This is a genomic window from Prochlorococcus marinus str. MIT 0912 (assembly GCF_027359595.1).
Classification (GTDB): Bacteria; Cyanobacteriota; Cyanobacteriia; order PCC-6307; family Cyanobiaceae; genus Prochlorococcus_B; species Prochlorococcus_B marinus_C.
Genome location: NZ_CP114783.1, coordinates 266,740 through 283,809, shown reverse-complemented (window position 1 = coordinate 283,809; position 17,070 = coordinate 266,740). Strand labels below are relative to the sequence as shown.

Genomic DNA, 17,070 nt, shown 5'->3' with positions numbered 1-17,070 from the left:
TTAGATTGAATTTATTTGTCGCTTGTTAAACACATTATCAATAATGCCATATTCAATAGCTTCTGCTGGTGACATATAAAAATCTCTATCTGTATCCTCTCTAATCCTTTCAATATCTTGGCCAGTCCTTTCAGATAATTCTCTATTTAATTTATCTTTTATAAACAATATTTCATCAGCCTGGATCCTTATATCACTAGCTTGTCCTCTTGCACCTCCAAGTGGCTGATGAATCATGATTCTTGAATGAAGCAAGCTGCTTCTCTTTCCTTTTGCACCAGCACATAGAAGAAAGGCACCCATACTTGCAGCAAGGCCAACACAAACTGTATGAATATCAGGCTTTACATGCTGCATTGTGTCAAAAATACCAAGCCCGTCATAAACAGAACCACCTGGAGAATTGATATAGAGAAAAATATCTTTGTCTGGATCATCAGCCTCTAGAAAAAGGAGTTGAGCAACAATTCTATTAGCAGATTCACTTGTAACTGGTTCACCCAAAAAAACTATTCTTTCTCTTAAAAGCCTTGAATAAATATCAAAGGCTCTCTCCCCTCTTCCAGATTCTTCAATAACTATTGGAATCATTTAACGTAATAATGGTCGGTTTTCATGATCCTAGCTAAGTCAGAGGGTAAGCTAAGGTCTCTTAAGAATTATCTAGGTTTGGCATTGAGCGTTAGAGCAACAATTTCAGACAGCAAATCTGAATTCCATAAGGAATTTCCTTATGTAATCCCTGCAATTTATAGAAAGCTTGCTGATGAGCTTCTAGTTGAACTTCACTTATTAAGTCATCAGAAAAACTTTAAAAAAGACTCAATTTTTGCTATTGGATTAAAAGAAATATTTAGTAAATTTACTAGCGGATATAAACCTAGTGAACATATTACTAAACTTTTCGATGCAATATGCAATTGCAATGGTTTTAATCCAATTGAGATAAATAGCTCTTCAAAACAATTAGTTAATAAGGCAAAATCATTTACGAAAGAAGAACTAAATGAATTTCTATCAGAAGTAAATAATGAAACAAAAGAAAATGGCTATTATAGTCGTATCAATGCTATCGGCATATATAAATTAGTCAGCGAATTACCATCATTAAAAGATGGAAAAGATGAAGAAATCAATAAAGAAATAAATAATATTTCAGAATTACTTGGCTACCAATATTCAAGGGTTGAAAAAGATATCAGTATGTATAAGTCAAATATTGAGAAAATGAAACAAGCCTTAGAAATTATCTCCTTAAATTTAACATCCAACAAAAATTAGATATCATTTCTTTCTTCTTTTATCTTTCCAATCAATATAAGTAATATAAATCACACTAATTGTGATAAATGAAAGAAGCGTAATAGAAAAAAAAGATAGAAATCTATAGAGGTTAAAGTCTATAGGCATAACGTTGACTAAATATCAATAGAACCATCACCATTTCTGCCCCATACAACCATTGCTATTGAAAAAGTGAAAATAGCAGCTAAAGAAGCCCAACCTAAAGTGAAGATCATGACTAGAATTATTTTTTAAATTATAACTTATCAAAAAGCTTTAAGACGGTAATCCAAAGAAATTAAAAGAACATACAAAGGGATCACAAAATGGGAAGACTTGTCCAAAACCACAGCACAAACATTGAAGGCTTAATCAAATGGTTGAAAAAGATAGCAACTAGTGATGAGATTAAGACAGTTACTCCTGCCTCTCTATCAAAGACTAATGGGAGAGGTGAAAAGCTTGAACTAAAAGTAACTGTGAAAACGAATGAAGGTTATAAGTTACTTGCCAGGAAAGGTAAACTTGTACAAGAGGTCTTTCTGGTTACAAGGTTGGATGAGCATGAAATTATAAATATAATTGAGAAAGCTAATCCAAAGGGTTATCGGAAAAAGAAAGGTTGTTAGATATAGTTTTGGGGAAATATGGGGTTTTATTTTGCTTAGATACAGATTCAGAAAGTTCTCTTATGATATCTTCTTTAATCATATTCATAGCTGAATCAATTTCGTATAGATTGTCTGCCATAGAAAAAATTATTTTTTTAACTATAATTCGTTAAATCAAAGAAGCTCTATTAATTAATAAAGAAATTAGATTTGAACATTAAAAAAAATTTCAAAACCGGAAAAATTAAAAAAATACTTTATTTATTAAGAAAAGATCAAAATTAAAAATATAAGTTAACTATATAAAATTATTCTCTATTATAATTGATCTAATTAATATAACTATAATAAGTTAAAAGCTTATATATCTAAATCTCATATTCGTTTTTAAATTTATCTAAATTAGTCAAATATAATTTATGAAGATTAGTAGTATCATCATTAAAACCTACTTCCTTATACATCTGATCAAGGGACATGTATGCACTCATTACAGGTAAAAATGCAGATTTGTATTCTTCCTGTATATCATCCTCGTCTATATCATGAATCATGGCTGTAATTAATTCAATTTGCTTCTTAGCTAATGAAATGTTTTTCTCTAATTCAGGACTAAGTTTACGCCTTCTTTTTGCCATTGAATACAATTCATCCTCAAAAATAATACACTATTTTTCTTAGAAAAATCAATTACAGGAGTAAAGGTATTTAAAAATAAGAAGAATAAGAGTAAATACTCATAAAGGTAGAAGATGAGTGTTCCATTTTGATAAAAATGGGATATATTTTAGTTAGTACAATATCGATGTGATAATAGCCCATAAAATCTTATCAAAGGGCTAACTAATCTAACTATCACTATGAAAAGTAATTCAGATAAAAATCAAGCAAAACTACCATGGTGGGTTGAACTGTTGTTTGTTCAAATCGGATTACCTGATTCATGGCTTTCTAAATATCTCAAGAAAAAAAAATTGGCAGCAGGTTTTATTGATGAAAATAAAAAATATATAGCTTATACCGCCATTTTAATTGCAGGAATATTATACATATACCCAATAGTAAGGTATACATCATCAAGCGCCTCATGCATAGATAAAACTACTAAGTATCTCAAATCAAATAATATAAATGGATCAAAAAATGAAATGGATATAAATTCCCTAGCTGTTGGATATTGTCATGGGGGTTCATTACCAGAATAAACACCTTTGGCTAATTTCCTTTATCACCATCAATATCATATGTTGGAGGTTTTTCAGGAGCCTTTCCCTCAAGCAAAGGAATCAATCTAGAAACGAACCTACCCATAACTGGAACCCAAAATTTCGTGTAAGCATCTTTAAGTATCTTATTCATTTTTATTTTGAGATTATATAAATAAAATTTAGTATAACTTTATTTACTAATGTTCATTAATAATAAGTGATTGTCAAATTTTTTAACAGAAGTAAAGAGATTCATTACATCAAGTTTTTCGAAGTCATTAATATCAGAAGTAATTACATATTTAAACTTCCTGATTTTATCAAAATCATATATAACCTTTGAGGAAGGTAAATAATATGACAATAAAGTCTGAATTTTACTTTCAACACCATACAAATAAATGGTATTAGAATTTACAATTGATAATACAACTTCATCTTTTAAGAAAATTTTAGTTTTATAGTTTGGATTACCTAATACTCCAAAATTAAACAATAGTAATAAAGAAATAAATTGAGGTATAACTATATTATAAAAAAAATTAATTAAATTAAACCGAAAATATTTAATATCAAATAGAAATCTTATTGAAGAAAAATATGCTAGGAATAAAAAAGAGGAAATAAAATAAATAATTAAGGGATATCCATAAGAATACTCGAATACTAATTCGTTATAATGAATAATAAATAACAAAAGGATAGATGATACAAATAAAATTATAAATAATAATAAAAAACTAATAGTAAATTTTGAAAAGGGATATCTAAATGAGTTAGAAGTTAAGTATGTAGAAAACATTATACATAAAGAAGGCAAGAGAAAAAGATAATAGTGAGGATATGAAGTAGACATAGAAAGTAATAAAGTCAAAGATAAAAAAGGATAAATATAAATCAATAAAGGATACTTACTCCTACTATTAGGTCTAGTAAAAACAAAAATTATAAGGAATAATATTCCAACTGGGAAAGTTAAATAAAGAAAATTCAAAGGTATAAATAATAAATTATTGAAACCAATTTCACCGACTGCCTGTTTCCTTGCGAAATCAAAAAGGCTTGTAATGCCAATGATCCCAAAATTTTGATGTGCGAAATAAAAATTAAGAAACGTTGGTATTGAGCCTATAAATATTCCAGTACAAAAGAAAATATAAAAAATATTTTCTTTTCTAAACAAATGATAAGAAATAAATGGTGTGAGTCCTATCAGAGGGACAAAGGCCATATAACTTCTTATAAAAAAAGATGTAGATATAAAAAGGCCAGACAAAAATATATAAAAATACTGTCTAATATTTTCAGAAGAAATTAAAGATTTAAGGAAAAATAGAATAACCAAAAGGATGCACAATACAAATGGAATATCAGGGCTCGCATATCTTGAATATTGTATCCATAAAGGCATTGATGAAAGTGAGAACACAGAGATCAATGCAGATTTTTTATTTGTAATTATTAATGCAATTAAATAAGAGCTAATTAAGCAAAAGAATGATGAAATGATACTAGGAAGCCTTAGAGCTAATTCACTAGTTCCGAACCACCTTATAGATAATGATATAAACCAATAACTTCCTAAGGTCTTATGGTGAGGATTTTGGAAAGGGGGAGAAAACCAATTATCAGATAATTCAAGCAATCTTGCTCTTCTAGCGTAAAGTCCCTCATCATGTGCAACTAGACTTTGAGTAGAAACATCGATAAGGAAATAAAGTGATATATATAAAAGTACAAAAATTAAAGGTACAATGATTATTTTATTCTTAGAAAAGAAATTTATAAATTCTACTTTAACCTTCTTATAGTTAATAACAATTGATGGATGAAATTGCATGGTCGGATATGATTAGAAATTCGTAAGTTCAATCAAAAGATACTTTACTTTAAATCAAATTATATCCCTAGTAATTTGTTTTGGGTATATAGAACAGTGTGTGATTATAACATCATGTATAATAATAGATATTTTAAGATTAATAAAAGATGGCAACTGCAAAGGAAAAGAAAGAAGAAGTAAAAGCCTCTCTAAAGATTTTACGAGCTGAACTGAGAAAAATGCATCTAGGAGTAACAGAAGAGCTATCACTCCCAGAGCCAACAGAAGTCAAAAAATTAATGACTCAAATGGAAGAGCTATTAGTAGTAATTGAACCAAAGTCATCTAGGAAAGCAAAAAAGTAAGAAAATAACTAATTATTTTATAGCAACTTTAAAAACTATAAATATTAAACATATAAAAATATTTAATATTTATTTTTTTTTATTGTATTAAAAAAGTTTGGGCTTGTAATTAATATCGTAATAGCTAATGGGTGTTCAAAAATGGTATACAAGAGAGTCGAAAAGGTGAAATAATCTATTAGTATTCTAAGATCTATTCTTAAATCGTATATTGAGAGTGTAATTAAAAGAATTTGTAGCCAATTATATTTTATATAATTAAATAATCTACTTATAGAAATGAATCCCATATTCTTCAATCAAAATCTTTTTGGCTTGTTATTGACAACAATGAAGGAGCTAAAGCTATACTTGACCATGAACCAGCTATAACGCCTATAACCAGTGAAAATGCGAACCAATACAAGGTTGATCCGCCCCAAATTAATATACATATTAGTGGAAGTAGTGTAGTAAAACTTGTATATAGTGTCCTTGTTAAAGTTGCACTAACGGCTTTATCAATTTGATATTTAAAACTTAATTTATTATCTATTAAACTTTTTTCTCTGATCCTATCAAAAACCACAACAGTATTGTTTACGGAATAACCTGCAATAGTCAAAAGAGAAACAGCAAATAGGGAATCGACCTCTACATTAAATAAATATCCTAGCCACGAAAACACACCACAAACAATGAGTATATCGTGCAAAAGAGCAAATAAAGCTAAGAATGAGTACCTCCGATCATATCTAAAATTTATATATAAAGCTATTCCAAGAAAAGCAAAGAATAAAGAAATTAAACTGCTTTTAAGTAATTGCTCTCCAAGACTAGGTCCAATAATTTCAACTGAAGTATTTTTATTGATAAATGGTCCAAAAGATTTATTAACAGCTGAAACTACAGATTCAGATTGAGCTGCAGATAGGAATGGCAACCTAATGGATATTAATTTTGAATTATCAAGTAATTGTATTTGCGAGCTAGATAAATTAGGGGGAGTATTTGAAATAAAATTTTTATCCTGACCTTTTAAAGCGATTATATTATTAGATATATCAGATGTATTTAAAGTAATACAATCATCAGTACAGCTTCTCTCTAAGGTTATTTGAGTTCCTCCAGTGTAATCCAACCCAAGGTTTAAAGGAGCTTGAATAGATGTACTTCTAAGGCAAATTAGCATTCCAATTACTGATATTAAACATAATAAAAATGAAATAAGCCAAACAACTTTTCTATTTTTATAGAGTTGAACATTAAAATTAGATTTCATAATTGAATTGATTTGAATTAGTTTCTATTGAACGTTGATAGATGGTGATGGAATTAGTTTAGGGTTGATAAAGTTAGAAATTTTTCTAAGGCCTTGAAAACTCATTAAGAACTTCAATATTGCTTTTGTACATGTTAAGGCTGTAAATAAACTCAAAACAACACCTATACCCAATGTAGCTGCAAAGCCTTTTACAAATCCAGTGCCCAAATAAAATAACGTAATGCAGCTTATTAGAGTAGTTAAATGACCATCAATTATTGAAGAAAAAGCATTTTTAAAACTTGCATCGATTGAACGAATTAAAGTGTTTCCATTAAGTAATTCTTCCTTTAATCTTTCAAAAATAAGAACATTAGCATCAACAGCCATTCCAATACTTAATATAAACCCAGCAATACCTGGAAGAGTAAGAGTCACCGGTAGTAATGCATAAATAGAAAGCGTAAATAGAGAATAAAAGGACAATGCCAGAACAGCTACAAATCCAGCTAGTTTATAAATTAAAATCATAAAGATACCAACAAAGAGTAACCCTGTTAAAGCAGCAAAAAGACTTAAACGAATATTTTGAGTCCCTAAAGAAGGGCCAATAGTTCTTATTTGAATAATATCTATAGGCAAAGGCAAAGCACCTCCCCTTAGTTGAACTTCTAAATTTCTAGCATCATCAGCTGTAAAATTACCGCTAATTGTCGCAGCCCCTCCAGTAATACCAGCAGTCTCGAATTGCTTACCAACACTTGCCTCGCTATAAGAGTTGCCATCAATAACAATTCCTAGTAATCGAGAAGAGCCAGCAATGGATTTTGTTAGATCTGCAAACAATTCTCCTCCCTCATTATTGAAGCTTAAAGTTACTTCCCATTTGTTTGTATTTTGATCTTGACGTCTGCCTGCATTTATCAAATATTTGCCAGTTAATGGTGTTGCGTCAAACAAATCTGCAATATCACTATTTATTTTATTTCTTAAAAGATTGAATTGATCGATATTCAATATCTGGTCAGAATTAATACTATAATTTTCGAATAACTGGTTAATTTCCTTGTTAATGTTTATCTCCTTTATCAATTGAGCTGAATTATTATTATCTTCTAATAATTTAATAATAGATTCAAGGCTATTTCGTTGACTTTGTAAATCTCTTAATTTAACCTCTGTACCTTTTCTCTGAATTCTGAATTCTAATAGAGCCGTTTCTCCTAATACTTTTGCAGCACCAGAGGGATCCTGTTCTCCTGGAAGTTCTAGTAACAATTGATTTGTTCCTACGGTTTGAAGTTGAGAATCAGAAACTCCTAGGCCGTTTACCCTCTTATCAAGAACAGCCTTAACACCTTCAATTTCATTGGGAGTGATTTTTGGTATTTCTTCAGTAGGCTGAACCTCTAATGTTAGTTGGCTACCTCCACGTAGATCCAGACCTAATTGGAAAGGTATATTAGTGCAGATAAAAATACTTAGGACTGCAAAAAGGATAACTACAAGAAACCAATAATTCTTCCGACTCATTATTAATCAACTCCTCCATTATTAATAATTTTCTCAGCAGCATCTACAATTTGATGAGGTTGAATAATAGTTAGATTTTCCAAGTTTCCATTATAAGGAGTCGGAATATCTTGACTGCTTAAACGAACAGGCGGAGAGTCTAAATCATCAAAACAATTCTCAGTTATTAAAGACATCAATTCGGCTGCAATACCACCTGTCTTCATACATTCTTCAACAATGATTACTCTATGAGTTTTTTTTATAGAATTAGAAATAGTTTCCATATCAAAAGGCTTAAGACTTATTAAGTCAATCAATTCAACATCAATTCCTTTGTCTTCAAGAAGATCAACTGCTTTTAAACAGTGATGTCGCATTCTTGAATAAGTCAGAATTGTAATGTCTCTTCCTTCCTTTACTAGATCGGCTTGATCTAGAGCACAAACATAATCACCCTCAGGAAGTTCTTCTGTGAGGTTATATAAAAGAACATGTTCAAAAAAAAGAACAGGATTATTGTCTCTTATGGCAGCTTTCATTAGACCCTTTGCATTCGTGGGCGTGCTGCAAGCCACAATTTTTATACCAGGAACTGCATGGAAATATGCTTCAAGCCTTTGACTATGCTCAGCGCCTAATTGTCTTCCAACCCCGCCAGGACCTCTAACTACTGTTGGAATAGTAAAATTCCCTCCACTTGTGTATCTCAACATTCCCATATTGTTGGAAATCTGATTAAAAGCCAGCAATAAAAACCCCATATTCATCCCTTCAACAATTGGTCTTAATCCTGTCATGGCGGCACCGACAGCCATCCCAGTAAAACTATTTTCAGCAATTGGTGTATCTAATACTCTGAACTCACCATATTTTTCATATAAATCTTTCGTTACTTTATAAGACCCGCCGTATTGACCAACATCTTCTCCCATTACACAGACCAAGGGATCTCTAGCCATTTCTTCATCAATTGCTTCACGAAGAGCATTAAATAAAAGGGTCCCTTTCACAGCGTTAACAGATCGTCCGGATTACCGGTTTGTTATCCCAAACTATCTCAAACTGTGCCTAATTACCCACCTGCCGCAAAAGTCGATAACAGCAATATGGAAAGCAACATTCCAGGAGAGAGTAATAAAACGAGAAGTCCTAAATCATGAAGAGTCATAGAAAGATCTAAATATTACAATTTAATAGTTAAATACTAGTCTGTTTGTTCGTTATTGGCTTCTATCAAACTTCGAATAAATACTAAAAACAAACCTAGTCCAATAAATCCAAACGTAAAAGTTGCGAGAAAGCTAATTCCGATAATCAGTGTTTTAAAACCAGAGGCAATACTTTGGGCAATTGGTGAAGAATAATTAGGGGTATGAATAGAAAAATATAAAACTATTTTTTTACTTATAAATAGGCTTAACAAGCTAAACGATAAACTTGTAATTGAACCGGAAAGAAAGCTTAAAGGTCCCTTCTTTGGCTCAGAACTAGAGCTATCTTTAGCACTTAATGATGTAGTAGCTTTGTTATCTGATTCTTTTTTAAATCCATTACTAGGTGAATTCATTTCCTAATTGAACTCCATTAGATTTCATTGAACATGCCCAAGCTGATAAACCAGCTCTTTCAAAATCATTAACATGTTTTTTTAGCATTTTTTTTGCATCATCATAATTTTTAAACAACGCAAAACAACTTGGTCCAGAGCCACTCATAGAAACTAGTCGAGACCCAGGTATTCGAGATAAGATTTTCAAAGACTTTTTCACCTCTGGTGCCATAGGGCATACCGTTTTTTGTAAATCATTTTGTATTTCTGTTCGAGTATCTAAAAGAGACTGGTCTGACCAGTTGTTAGATCTAAGAATATTTCTCCTGATTTCAAAATCCCTATCATCTTTAAGATAAGTATGACCATACTCTTCTTTATATTTCTTATATGCAACTGGTGTAGAGACTTGGATTGAGGGGTCTTTAACCAAAATGAGACCTAAATCTAACCGTTCAATTTTTATTTTTTCTAAAATTTCCCCTCGACCAAAACATATCTGCCTACCTCCTGAAACGCAGAAAGGTATATCTGAGCCAATTTCTTTTGATAACTTCTCTAATTCCTCAATCTCTAGATTTAACCTCCAGAGTTTATTTAATCCAACCAATGTAGCTGCAGCATCTGTGGATCCGCCTGCCAATCCTGCACCAATAGGAATATTTTTTTCAAGTTCTATATAAACACCTAATTCTGTATTTCCTACTTTATTTCTCAACAAATTAGCAGCTTTTATTATTAAATTGTCATCACCATTACTAATCTCATTATTGTTCGAATGAAGAATAATTTTATTATTTACACTTTTTGTCATCTTCAATTGATCACTTAAATTAATACTTTGCATGACCATTGCCAATTCATGAAAGCCATCGGACCTAATACCTAAAACCTCTAAATGTAGATTAATTTTTGCATGTGCTTCTGCAATAAGAAAATCTTCATTTGCTTTGGGAGGAACCATTTTCAATAATTCAAGTTTCTTTTAAAGCTTTTGCCAAGGCGAACCAATTGGAAGGTGAGATTTCCTGTGGTCTTTGTTCAAGACTAATACCTCTAGAGTCAAAAAATTCCTTTATTTGATCGTTAGAAGTAACAAAACTTCCAATCGTGTTTCGTAATTTCTTTCTTCTACCTGCAAAGGCATGTTTTAAAAGTTTCTCTAAAAAACTCCCTATTTCATAAAAATCTGGATCTCTAGATACATAGGGTCGAATCATGACGACTCTGGAATCCACCCGTGGTGCCGGTTGAAAACATTTAGAAGGAACATCACATACATCATGACATTTTGCCAAAAGCTGGATCCTTACACTTAAAGCACTAAAATTACTATTTCCAGGTAAAGCGACAATTCTTTGTGCGACTTCTTTTTGCATAAGTAAAACTAAAGTTTCAAAATTTCTTTCAGGTGGTTTTTTTAATTCACCAATCAATCTTTTTAATATTGGACCTGTAATGTTATAAGGAATATTAGCTACAACTTTGTTAATAATTAATCCATTTCCAGCCTCCAATGAAGCAGATAAAACATCTCCCTCTCTAAGACTAAATTTATTTTGATGAGCGAAACGTTTTTTTAAACCAACGACTAAATCTCTATCTAGTTCAATTGCTTGAATGAATTTTGCTTGTGATTCAATTAATTTTTGAGTTAAGGCTCCTTTACCCGGACCAACTTCTAATACGCAATCTTCAGAATTCAATCTGGCAGCCTTAACTATTTGATTAAGGACACCCTGATCTTTCAACCAATGTTGCCCAAAGCGCTTCCTAGGAATATGCCTAAAATCGTTCAAAGTGTTATCACCCATACCCTTAATCTGAAAACCACATTAGAAACGATCACATATGTCACTCAAAAAAAACTAAATTATTTAAAATATACTCATAAAAAGATCTTCAATCAATATACAGTTTCTAATATGACTTTTGATAGCCATAGCCTCGAGCGTTTAAAGCAGCTAGGTCGAACACTTCCTAAAGAGATTTCAAAGTCTCATTCAAATAATTTAAAAATTCAAAAAAATGCAAAAAAGCAAACTTTACACCCAGTAGAAATTGAAACCAATCCTGAACAACTTTTTCGAGAGTTGATGGAAGTCAGTACAGATGGGAACGTACCACCTCATTTACTAGATAGACTAAAAAAACTTGAAACAAATCATTTGAAAATTTCTTCTAATACAGATCAAAATATTAGTGAAAAATCAAAAGATCTCTCTCCTGAAGAATCACTAAGCCTATATACACAATTTCAACAATTTCTCCTTGAAGATGATATCGATTAAACAAATGTAATTTTTATGATTAATATTTCTCACTACAAAATCATTGCTATTGGAAAAATAAAAAAAAAGTGGATTTATCAAGGAATAGAAATGTATTTAAAAAGACTTCCTGGTTTAAAGGTTATAGAAATAAAAGATAACACTCAAATAAAAGAAGAACATTCGATCAAAGAAATAATTAGCAAAAACGAAATCCTTGTAACTCTCAATGAAAATGGTCAGATTTTTACATCAAAACAACTAGCAACAAAACTTCTAAATTCTCACAATCAAAATATTACTTTTGTTATTGGTGGGGCTTCGGGTCTTAGTCCTTCTCTCAGTAGTTACGCCTCTTGGCAATTAAGTCTTTCTCCTTTAACTTTTCCCCATGAAATAGCTCGGCTTCTATTAATAGAACAACTTTACCGGGCCAAAACCATAACCCAAGGAGGTCCATACCACAAAGAATAATATTCACACGAGCACACCTAAGTAGTTCATTAGTACTATAATAGACTATGTTGGGCTGGGTCTATGGATTCAAGGAACTCGTACTCCTCTTTAAAGAAAAGCTTGTCAAAACTCTTAATTCCATTAGTAAAAGATACTATTTCCGCAGGTTTCCCTTCTCCTGCAGAAGATTACATAGAACTCGGCATCGATCTAAATAAATACTTAATCAAAAATCCAATCAGTACGTTCTTTCTACGTGTAAGCGGTAATTCAATGAATAACGCAGGAATTTATAATAATGATTTATTAATAATAGATCGAAGCATAAACCCAAACCCTGGACATATTGTAGTTGCTCTCTTGGATGGAGAATTTACTTTAAAAAGACTTATAAAAAAGCAAAATAATTATTATCTAAAAGCAGATAAAGAAAATTATCCAGCAATAAACTTATATGAATATATAGATATTCAAATATGGGGAGTAGCGATCTATTCGATACATGAACTACAAAAATCAAAAATCTAATCATGTCCAAAGTAATACTTCAAATTGATGGGAATAATTTCTATGCCTCGTGTGAACAAATGATCGATCCTTCCATAAGAGGAAAGGCTTTAGTTGTACTTTCGAATAATGATGGGTGCATAATAGCTCGCAGCTCAGAGGCTAGAAAAATGGGAATTCCTATGGGACAGCCATACTTCAAGTTAAAGAATAAACTAACTCAATTAAATATAAATGTAAGAAGTTCAAATTACGAACTTTACGGTGATATAAGTAATCGATTAATGCAGCTACTAAAAAAAAATTGTGAAGAACTAGAAATTTACTCTATAGATGAAGCATTTGGAACTATAAAACGTCCAAAAGAAAAGTGCTTATATAAATGGGGAAAAGATTTAAGAGCTTTAGTTTATCAAAATATAGGGATACCAATATCAATCGGCATTGGTGAAACAAAAGTTCTATCAAAAATCTCTAATCATCTAGCAAAAAAAATACAAAACAAGTCAGGTATCTTTGATATAGGTATTATTGTAAATAAAGACCCATATCTAAATCAAATTAAAGTAGATAAAGTTTGGGGAATAGGCAAAAGAATGTCGATATGGCTAAAAAGCAAAGGAATCACTAGTGCCCTAGAACTTAGAGATATGTCAAGCAACCAAATCAAAGAACAATATGGTGTAGTTGGTTTACGCACTCAAAGCGAATTAAAAGGGAACATCTGTATCCCTATCAAAGAAACATCCTTAGATCGAAAACAAATCTGCATAAGCAGGAGTTTTTCATATCCAATAGATAGCTTAGAAGAATTGAATCAAGTAATCATTAAATTTGTATTAATCGCAAGTGCAAAGCTTCGAAAATATAATAAATTATCTTCAGCTATTACAGTATTTACTACAACAAATACTCATTCAAAGGAGTTTTATAAAAGTGAATCAACAGAAAAAATAGAAATACCAACATCTGACTCAAGAATTATGATTAAAAAAAGTTTAGGGTTAACAAAGAAAATATTCAAACCTTATAGAAATCTCAAGAAAGCAGGTGTAATATTACATAAACTACAAAGCAATAAATATACACAGAAACTACTATTTAATGAAAAAATTATTCAAAATGAATTTAATCAAGATAGGCTAAATTATATAATAGATGAAATCAATAACAGGAGTGATAGGGATATAATAAATTGGGGATCATCAATAATTGAAAAAGAATGGGGTCCGCGTAGAGAAAAGCTATCTAGTATAAAGACAACAGACATAGAAAGTATTCCAATTATATATGCTAATTAGTAAGATATTTTAGTAACAATAGTTATATAAATAATATCCAAAATAAAGATTGATGGTAAATTATAATAAAATTAAATTATAAAAGATAAATGGAATTCTTAGATTATTTGGATAGAACAGAAGTAGAAATCATAAGAATTGTAGAAAAGTCTGGATATAAGATAGAAGAAAATACACCACTATGTTTATTAAGTAATGACTATGTAGGTTTTTTAGAGAAGAGAAGGAAAGTAATCGTACTTTGTACAAAAAATGCTAAAAGGAGAGAGGGTTATACGCTTATAAAAAAAAGAGATAAAGATATATTCGAAAGGACAGCCTTACATATAAAAAAAGCATTAAGACATGAAGCTGTTCATGTTGCTCAAGAATGCAATAATGGAAATATATTAAAAATAGAGAAAAAGTTTTTAATGAATGCCTCAAAGATGAAGGCCTTAAATGGATCTATAAAAATATCTGGAGAGGAAGAAAAAGAGAGGCAAGCATATATATTAGAAGATAAACCAAAATTAGTAGAGAAAGAATTAAAAAAATATTGTCTATAATTAGTTATATTAATTTTCTCTAAGTAATTGAATGGCATTTAATTTACTACTAAAAATCAAAACCATTCCTTGATCTAAGTAAGAAAGACCAATATAAGTCTTAACAGCCTTGGAATTAATAAGAGCAGTTCCACAGGTCTCGAGGATAAGAACAGGGAGAGTAGAAGTCGATCCCTGCATTCTCTGAAGATCGAGAGCTTGACGTATAGCTAAATTTGCTTTAATAAATCCAATTTTGTTGATAAAATTAGGCCAAAGTTCATTAGATAAAAAACATTCATCTAATTTAAATGGAGAGGAGTTTTTCATTGATAAATATAACTATATAAAATCATTTATAACATCGCTGTTTATCTAAATTTAATATATGTTTTCTCTCAGCATAATAAAGTTGTTGAAAGTTTATAGCTTCATTATTTAACTCTTCAAACATGCTAATAACTTTCTGTTCCATATCAGATGTATTACTAGGTTGAGAAGTTTCCTGAACAATAAGAGAGGCAATACAGTTTTCAAGAGTTTGTAATCGTTGAGAGCTCCATGCCTCAATTAAGTGTCTACAACGCTTTAAAGATTTTTGCTTTTCAAGAGCAGCTAGAGATCCACGAATAAGGGACTCGGGGTCGCTTAGTGTAGCTAAGCGAAGTTCAGTGCTCTCTAAAAAAGGGTTAAGTTTAGGAAGATGTTCATTATCATTAATGAGGAAGTTATCTAACAAGTTTTTAATTAAATCGACATCAGCTAAAATATTATTTGAATCATTAGAACGATTAATATTCTCAACAGTATCAGAACCGAACTTATCCTCCTCAATATTACTTATAGTTGACCATATTGCTCTATGATGATTGATTGTAAAATTATCTAAGTCCCTTAGCCGCAATTCATAACGAATATAAGATCGATAATTAGGACAGTGAATATAAGTAAAAAGTATATCTGCTTCGCTTCTTTCTCTTAGACTAATTTCTTGAGGTTTATCATATTTCTTAGAACGACCATGCCATCTTTGGCCACTAATTTGATTGCGTAAATCTTCCTCTAGTTGTAGAGCGAATCTACCTTGACCTCCACTAAGACGCTGCGCGACCTTCTGTAGATAATGAGTTCTGATAGCAGTTTGTGGTAGCTTGCCAAGAAGACTTACTAAAGCACTAACAGCTTCCTGAAATTGGTCAGATTGATTTAAATCTAAATCCTTCAATGATTGATCTATTTGCCAATCCATCCAGAGAGGTGATTTATTTGCTAATGCTTCATATTCGGATGGTGGATTATCCTTAAGGAACTCATCTGGATCTTTACCTGAAGGTAATTGAAGAACTCTTAAGTCAAGCTGACCTTGAATAGCAAGGTTTTCTACCTCACTAATAGCTCGATTAGCAGCTCGTATTCCCGCATTGTCTGAGTCAAAATTAAGAAGGATCTTTTTACTATCTGTAGAACGAGAAAGAAGCGTTATTTGATTGCTACTTAATGCAGTTCCCAAAGAGGCAACAACATTTGTAATACCAGAATCATGAAGTGCCATTACATCAAAATATCCTTCAACAACAACTGCATAATCTTTTTTCCTAATTGAAAGAGCTGATTTGTCTAAACCAAAAAGATTTTTACCTTTTTCGAAGATTTCAGTCTCAGGTGAATTTAAATACTTAGGTTCTGAACCATCAAGACTTCGCCCTCCAAAACCAATAACTCTTTTTTGCCTGTCATGTATAGGAACAATAATACGATTACGAAATCTGTCATAAAAACCATTACCTCCCTTTCGAGGAACAATTAATCCTGCCGATTCAAGAATCTCAACACTGACTTTTTCTATATTTACAAAATATTGGAGCAATGAATCCCAGTTATCTGGTGCGAATCCAAGCTCAAAATTGATTAGAGTACCATCACTTAAATGACGTTTATTTTTAAGATAATTAAGAGCATTTTCTCCACATGGAGAATTTAATTGATTTCTAAACCAACCTGTAGCAAGTTTCAAAACACGATAAAGTGTATCTCTACGTGAAATCTGATGCTTGAGTCTTTCTTGCTGAGGTCCTTCAACTGTATCAATTGGTACTTGATATTTTTTAGCCAGTTCAAGCACAACATCACTAAAACTTTGCCTCTGAAACTCCATCAAAAATTTAATCGCATTACCACCAGCTCCACATGAAAAACAATAATAAAACTGCTTGCCAGGAATTACTGACATTGAAGGCTTACTATCATCATGAAAAGGGCATATTCCAACATATTCTTTACCTTTTTTCTTTAAGACAACGTGTTCACCAACTACATCAACAATATCTACACGCTCTTTAACAGACTCAATAGTCCTTGGATGTAGTCGAGCAGATGCCATATAATAATTTTAATTGATCTTTAAATATTTAG

The 17,070-nt window shown here is 31.1% G+C and carries 22 protein-coding genes; 9 read left to right on the top strand and 13 right to left on the bottom strand.

Annotation, left to right across the window (positions count from 1 at the left end; genetic code table 11):
- A complete protein-coding gene (gene clpP, locus O5640_RS01515) occupies nucleotides 1-591 on the bottom strand; it encodes an ATP-dependent Clp endopeptidase proteolytic subunit ClpP (RefSeq protein WP_269612825.1) in 591 nt (196 codons plus the stop codon).
- A gap of 84 nt (nucleotides 592-675) precedes the next feature.
- Between clpP and psb29 the strand changes: the two genes are divergently transcribed.
- On the top strand, nucleotides 676-1,281 hold the full coding sequence (gene psb29, locus O5640_RS01510) for a photosystem II biogenesis protein Psp29 (protein WP_269613773.1): 606 nt from the start codon (nucleotides 676-678) through the stop codon (nucleotides 1,279-1,281).
- Nucleotides 1,282-1,418: 137 nt separating this feature from the next.
- On the opposite strand, the gene petN is transcribed toward psb29, so the two are convergent.
- A complete protein-coding gene (petN, locus tag O5640_RS01505) occupies nucleotides 1,419-1,520 on the bottom strand; it encodes a cytochrome b6-f complex subunit PetN (protein WP_071841048.1) in 102 nt (33 codons plus the stop codon).
- Between the two features lie 90 nt (nucleotides 1,521-1,610).
- On the opposite strand from petN, the gene O5640_RS01500 reads away from it, so the two are divergent.
- Nucleotides 1,611-1,913, top strand: a complete 303-nt coding sequence (locus O5640_RS01500) for a DUF2103 domain-containing protein (protein ID WP_269612823.1) — start codon at nucleotides 1,611-1,613, stop codon at nucleotides 1,911-1,913.
- Nucleotides 1,914-2,263: 350 nt separating this feature from the next.
- On the opposite strand, the gene O5640_RS01495 is transcribed toward O5640_RS01500, so the two are convergent.
- A complete protein-coding gene (locus O5640_RS01495; RefSeq protein WP_269612822.1) occupies nucleotides 2,264-2,533 on the bottom strand; it encodes a hypothetical protein in 270 nt (89 codons plus the stop codon).
- A gap of 222 nt (nucleotides 2,534-2,755) precedes the next feature.
- Here O5640_RS01495 and O5640_RS01490 point away from each other — a divergent pair, with 222 nt between their 5' ends.
- The gene (locus O5640_RS01490; RefSeq protein ID WP_269612821.1) at nucleotides 2,756-3,100 is read left to right on the top strand and encodes a hypothetical protein; all 345 of its coding nucleotides are present in this window, start codon (nucleotides 2,756-2,758) and stop codon (nucleotides 3,098-3,100) included.
- Between the two features lie 10 nt (nucleotides 3,101-3,110).
- Here O5640_RS01490 and O5640_RS01485 read toward each other — a convergent pair whose 3' ends face one another.
- Together O5640_RS01485 and O5640_RS01480 are read right to left on the bottom strand one after the other, a co-directional pair.
- On the bottom strand, nucleotides 3,111-3,254 hold the full coding sequence (locus O5640_RS01485; protein WP_269612820.1) for a hypothetical protein: 144 nt from the start codon (nucleotides 3,252-3,254) through the stop codon (nucleotides 3,111-3,113).
- Nucleotides 3,255-3,293: 39 nt separating this feature from the next.
- Nucleotides 3,294-4,943 (bottom strand): ArnT family glycosyltransferase, encoded by a 1,650-nt coding sequence (locus tag O5640_RS01480; protein ID WP_269612819.1) that lies wholly within the window; start codon nucleotides 4,941-4,943, stop codon nucleotides 3,294-3,296.
- Between the two features lie 149 nt (nucleotides 4,944-5,092).
- On the opposite strand from O5640_RS01480, the gene O5640_RS01475 reads away from it, so the two are divergent.
- Nucleotides 5,093-5,290, top strand: a complete 198-nt coding sequence (locus O5640_RS01475) for a hypothetical protein (protein WP_269612817.1) — start codon at nucleotides 5,093-5,095, stop codon at nucleotides 5,288-5,290.
- A 295-nt stretch (nucleotides 5,291-5,585) separates the two neighbouring features.
- Here O5640_RS01475 and secF read toward each other — a convergent pair whose 3' ends face one another.
- The 6 genes from secF to rsmA form a co-directional block, all read right to left on the bottom strand.
- Entirely contained in the window at nucleotides 5,586-6,551 is a 966-nt protein-coding gene (gene secF, locus O5640_RS01470; RefSeq protein ID WP_269612815.1) for a protein translocase subunit SecF, read from the bottom strand.
- Between the two features lie 24 nt (nucleotides 6,552-6,575).
- Complete coding sequence (gene secD, locus O5640_RS01465) at nucleotides 6,576-8,066, bottom strand: protein translocase subunit SecD (RefSeq protein WP_269612814.1); 1,491 nt, start codon at nucleotides 8,064-8,066, stop codon at nucleotides 6,576-6,578.
- A gap of 2 nt (nucleotides 8,067-8,068) precedes the next feature.
- Nucleotides 8,069-9,058: a pyruvate dehydrogenase complex E1 component subunit beta gene (locus tag O5640_RS01460; RefSeq protein ID WP_269612813.1), complete on the bottom strand. Its 990-nt coding sequence runs from the start codon at nucleotides 9,056-9,058 to the stop codon at nucleotides 8,069-8,071.
- A gap of 194 nt (nucleotides 9,059-9,252) precedes the next feature.
- Nucleotides 9,253-9,615, bottom strand: coding sequence for a DUF3082 domain-containing protein (locus O5640_RS01455; protein ID WP_269612812.1), 363 nt, complete (start codon nucleotides 9,613-9,615; stop codon nucleotides 9,253-9,255).
- Complete coding sequence (gene ispE / locus O5640_RS01450) at nucleotides 9,602-10,561, bottom strand: 4-(cytidine 5'-diphospho)-2-C-methyl-D-erythritol kinase (RefSeq protein ID WP_269612811.1); 960 nt, start codon at nucleotides 10,559-10,561, stop codon at nucleotides 9,602-9,604. The genes O5640_RS01455 and ispE overlap by 14 nt, the downstream gene beginning before the upstream one ends.
- 10 nt (nucleotides 10,562-10,571) lie before the next feature.
- Nucleotides 10,572-11,411 (bottom strand): 16S rRNA (adenine(1518)-N(6)/adenine(1519)-N(6))-dimethyltransferase RsmA, encoded by an 840-nt coding sequence (gene rsmA, locus O5640_RS01445; protein WP_269612810.1) that lies wholly within the window; start codon nucleotides 11,409-11,411, stop codon nucleotides 10,572-10,574.
- Between the two features lie 111 nt (nucleotides 11,412-11,522).
- Here rsmA and O5640_RS01440 point away from each other — a divergent pair, with 111 nt between their 5' ends.
- From O5640_RS01440 to O5640_RS01420, 5 genes are all read left to right on the top strand, one after another.
- On the top strand, nucleotides 11,523-11,888 hold the full coding sequence (locus tag O5640_RS01440; RefSeq protein ID WP_269612808.1) for a hypothetical protein: 366 nt from the start codon (nucleotides 11,523-11,525) through the stop codon (nucleotides 11,886-11,888).
- A gap of 15 nt (nucleotides 11,889-11,903) precedes the next feature.
- A complete protein-coding gene (locus O5640_RS01435) occupies nucleotides 11,904-12,341 on the top strand; it encodes a 23S rRNA (pseudouridine(1915)-N(3))-methyltransferase RlmH (RefSeq protein ID WP_269612807.1) in 438 nt (145 codons plus the stop codon).
- A gap of 63 nt (nucleotides 12,342-12,404) precedes the next feature.
- Nucleotides 12,405-12,851, top strand: coding sequence for a LexA family protein (locus tag O5640_RS01430; RefSeq protein WP_269612806.1), 447 nt, complete (start codon nucleotides 12,405-12,407; stop codon nucleotides 12,849-12,851).
- A gap of 2 nt (nucleotides 12,852-12,853) precedes the next feature.
- On the top strand, nucleotides 12,854-14,131 hold the full coding sequence (locus O5640_RS01425) for a Y-family DNA polymerase (RefSeq protein WP_269612805.1): 1,278 nt from the start codon (nucleotides 12,854-12,856) through the stop codon (nucleotides 14,129-14,131).
- A gap of 89 nt (nucleotides 14,132-14,220) precedes the next feature.
- On the top strand, nucleotides 14,221-14,679 hold the full coding sequence (locus O5640_RS01420; protein ID WP_269612804.1) for a serine hydroxymethyltransferase: 459 nt from the start codon (nucleotides 14,221-14,223) through the stop codon (nucleotides 14,677-14,679).
- 9 nt (nucleotides 14,680-14,688) lie between these two features.
- On the opposite strand, the gene O5640_RS01415 is transcribed toward O5640_RS01420, so the two are convergent.
- Both O5640_RS01415 and dnaG read right to left on the bottom strand, forming a co-directional pair.
- Complete coding sequence (locus O5640_RS01415; RefSeq protein WP_269612803.1) at nucleotides 14,689-14,988, bottom strand: hypothetical protein; 300 nt, start codon at nucleotides 14,986-14,988, stop codon at nucleotides 14,689-14,691.
- Between the two features lie 22 nt (nucleotides 14,989-15,010).
- Nucleotides 15,011-17,038, bottom strand: a complete 2,028-nt coding sequence (gene dnaG / locus O5640_RS01410) for a DNA primase (protein ID WP_269612801.1) — start codon at nucleotides 17,036-17,038, stop codon at nucleotides 15,011-15,013.
- Nucleotides 17,039-17,070: the final 32 nt, after the last annotated feature.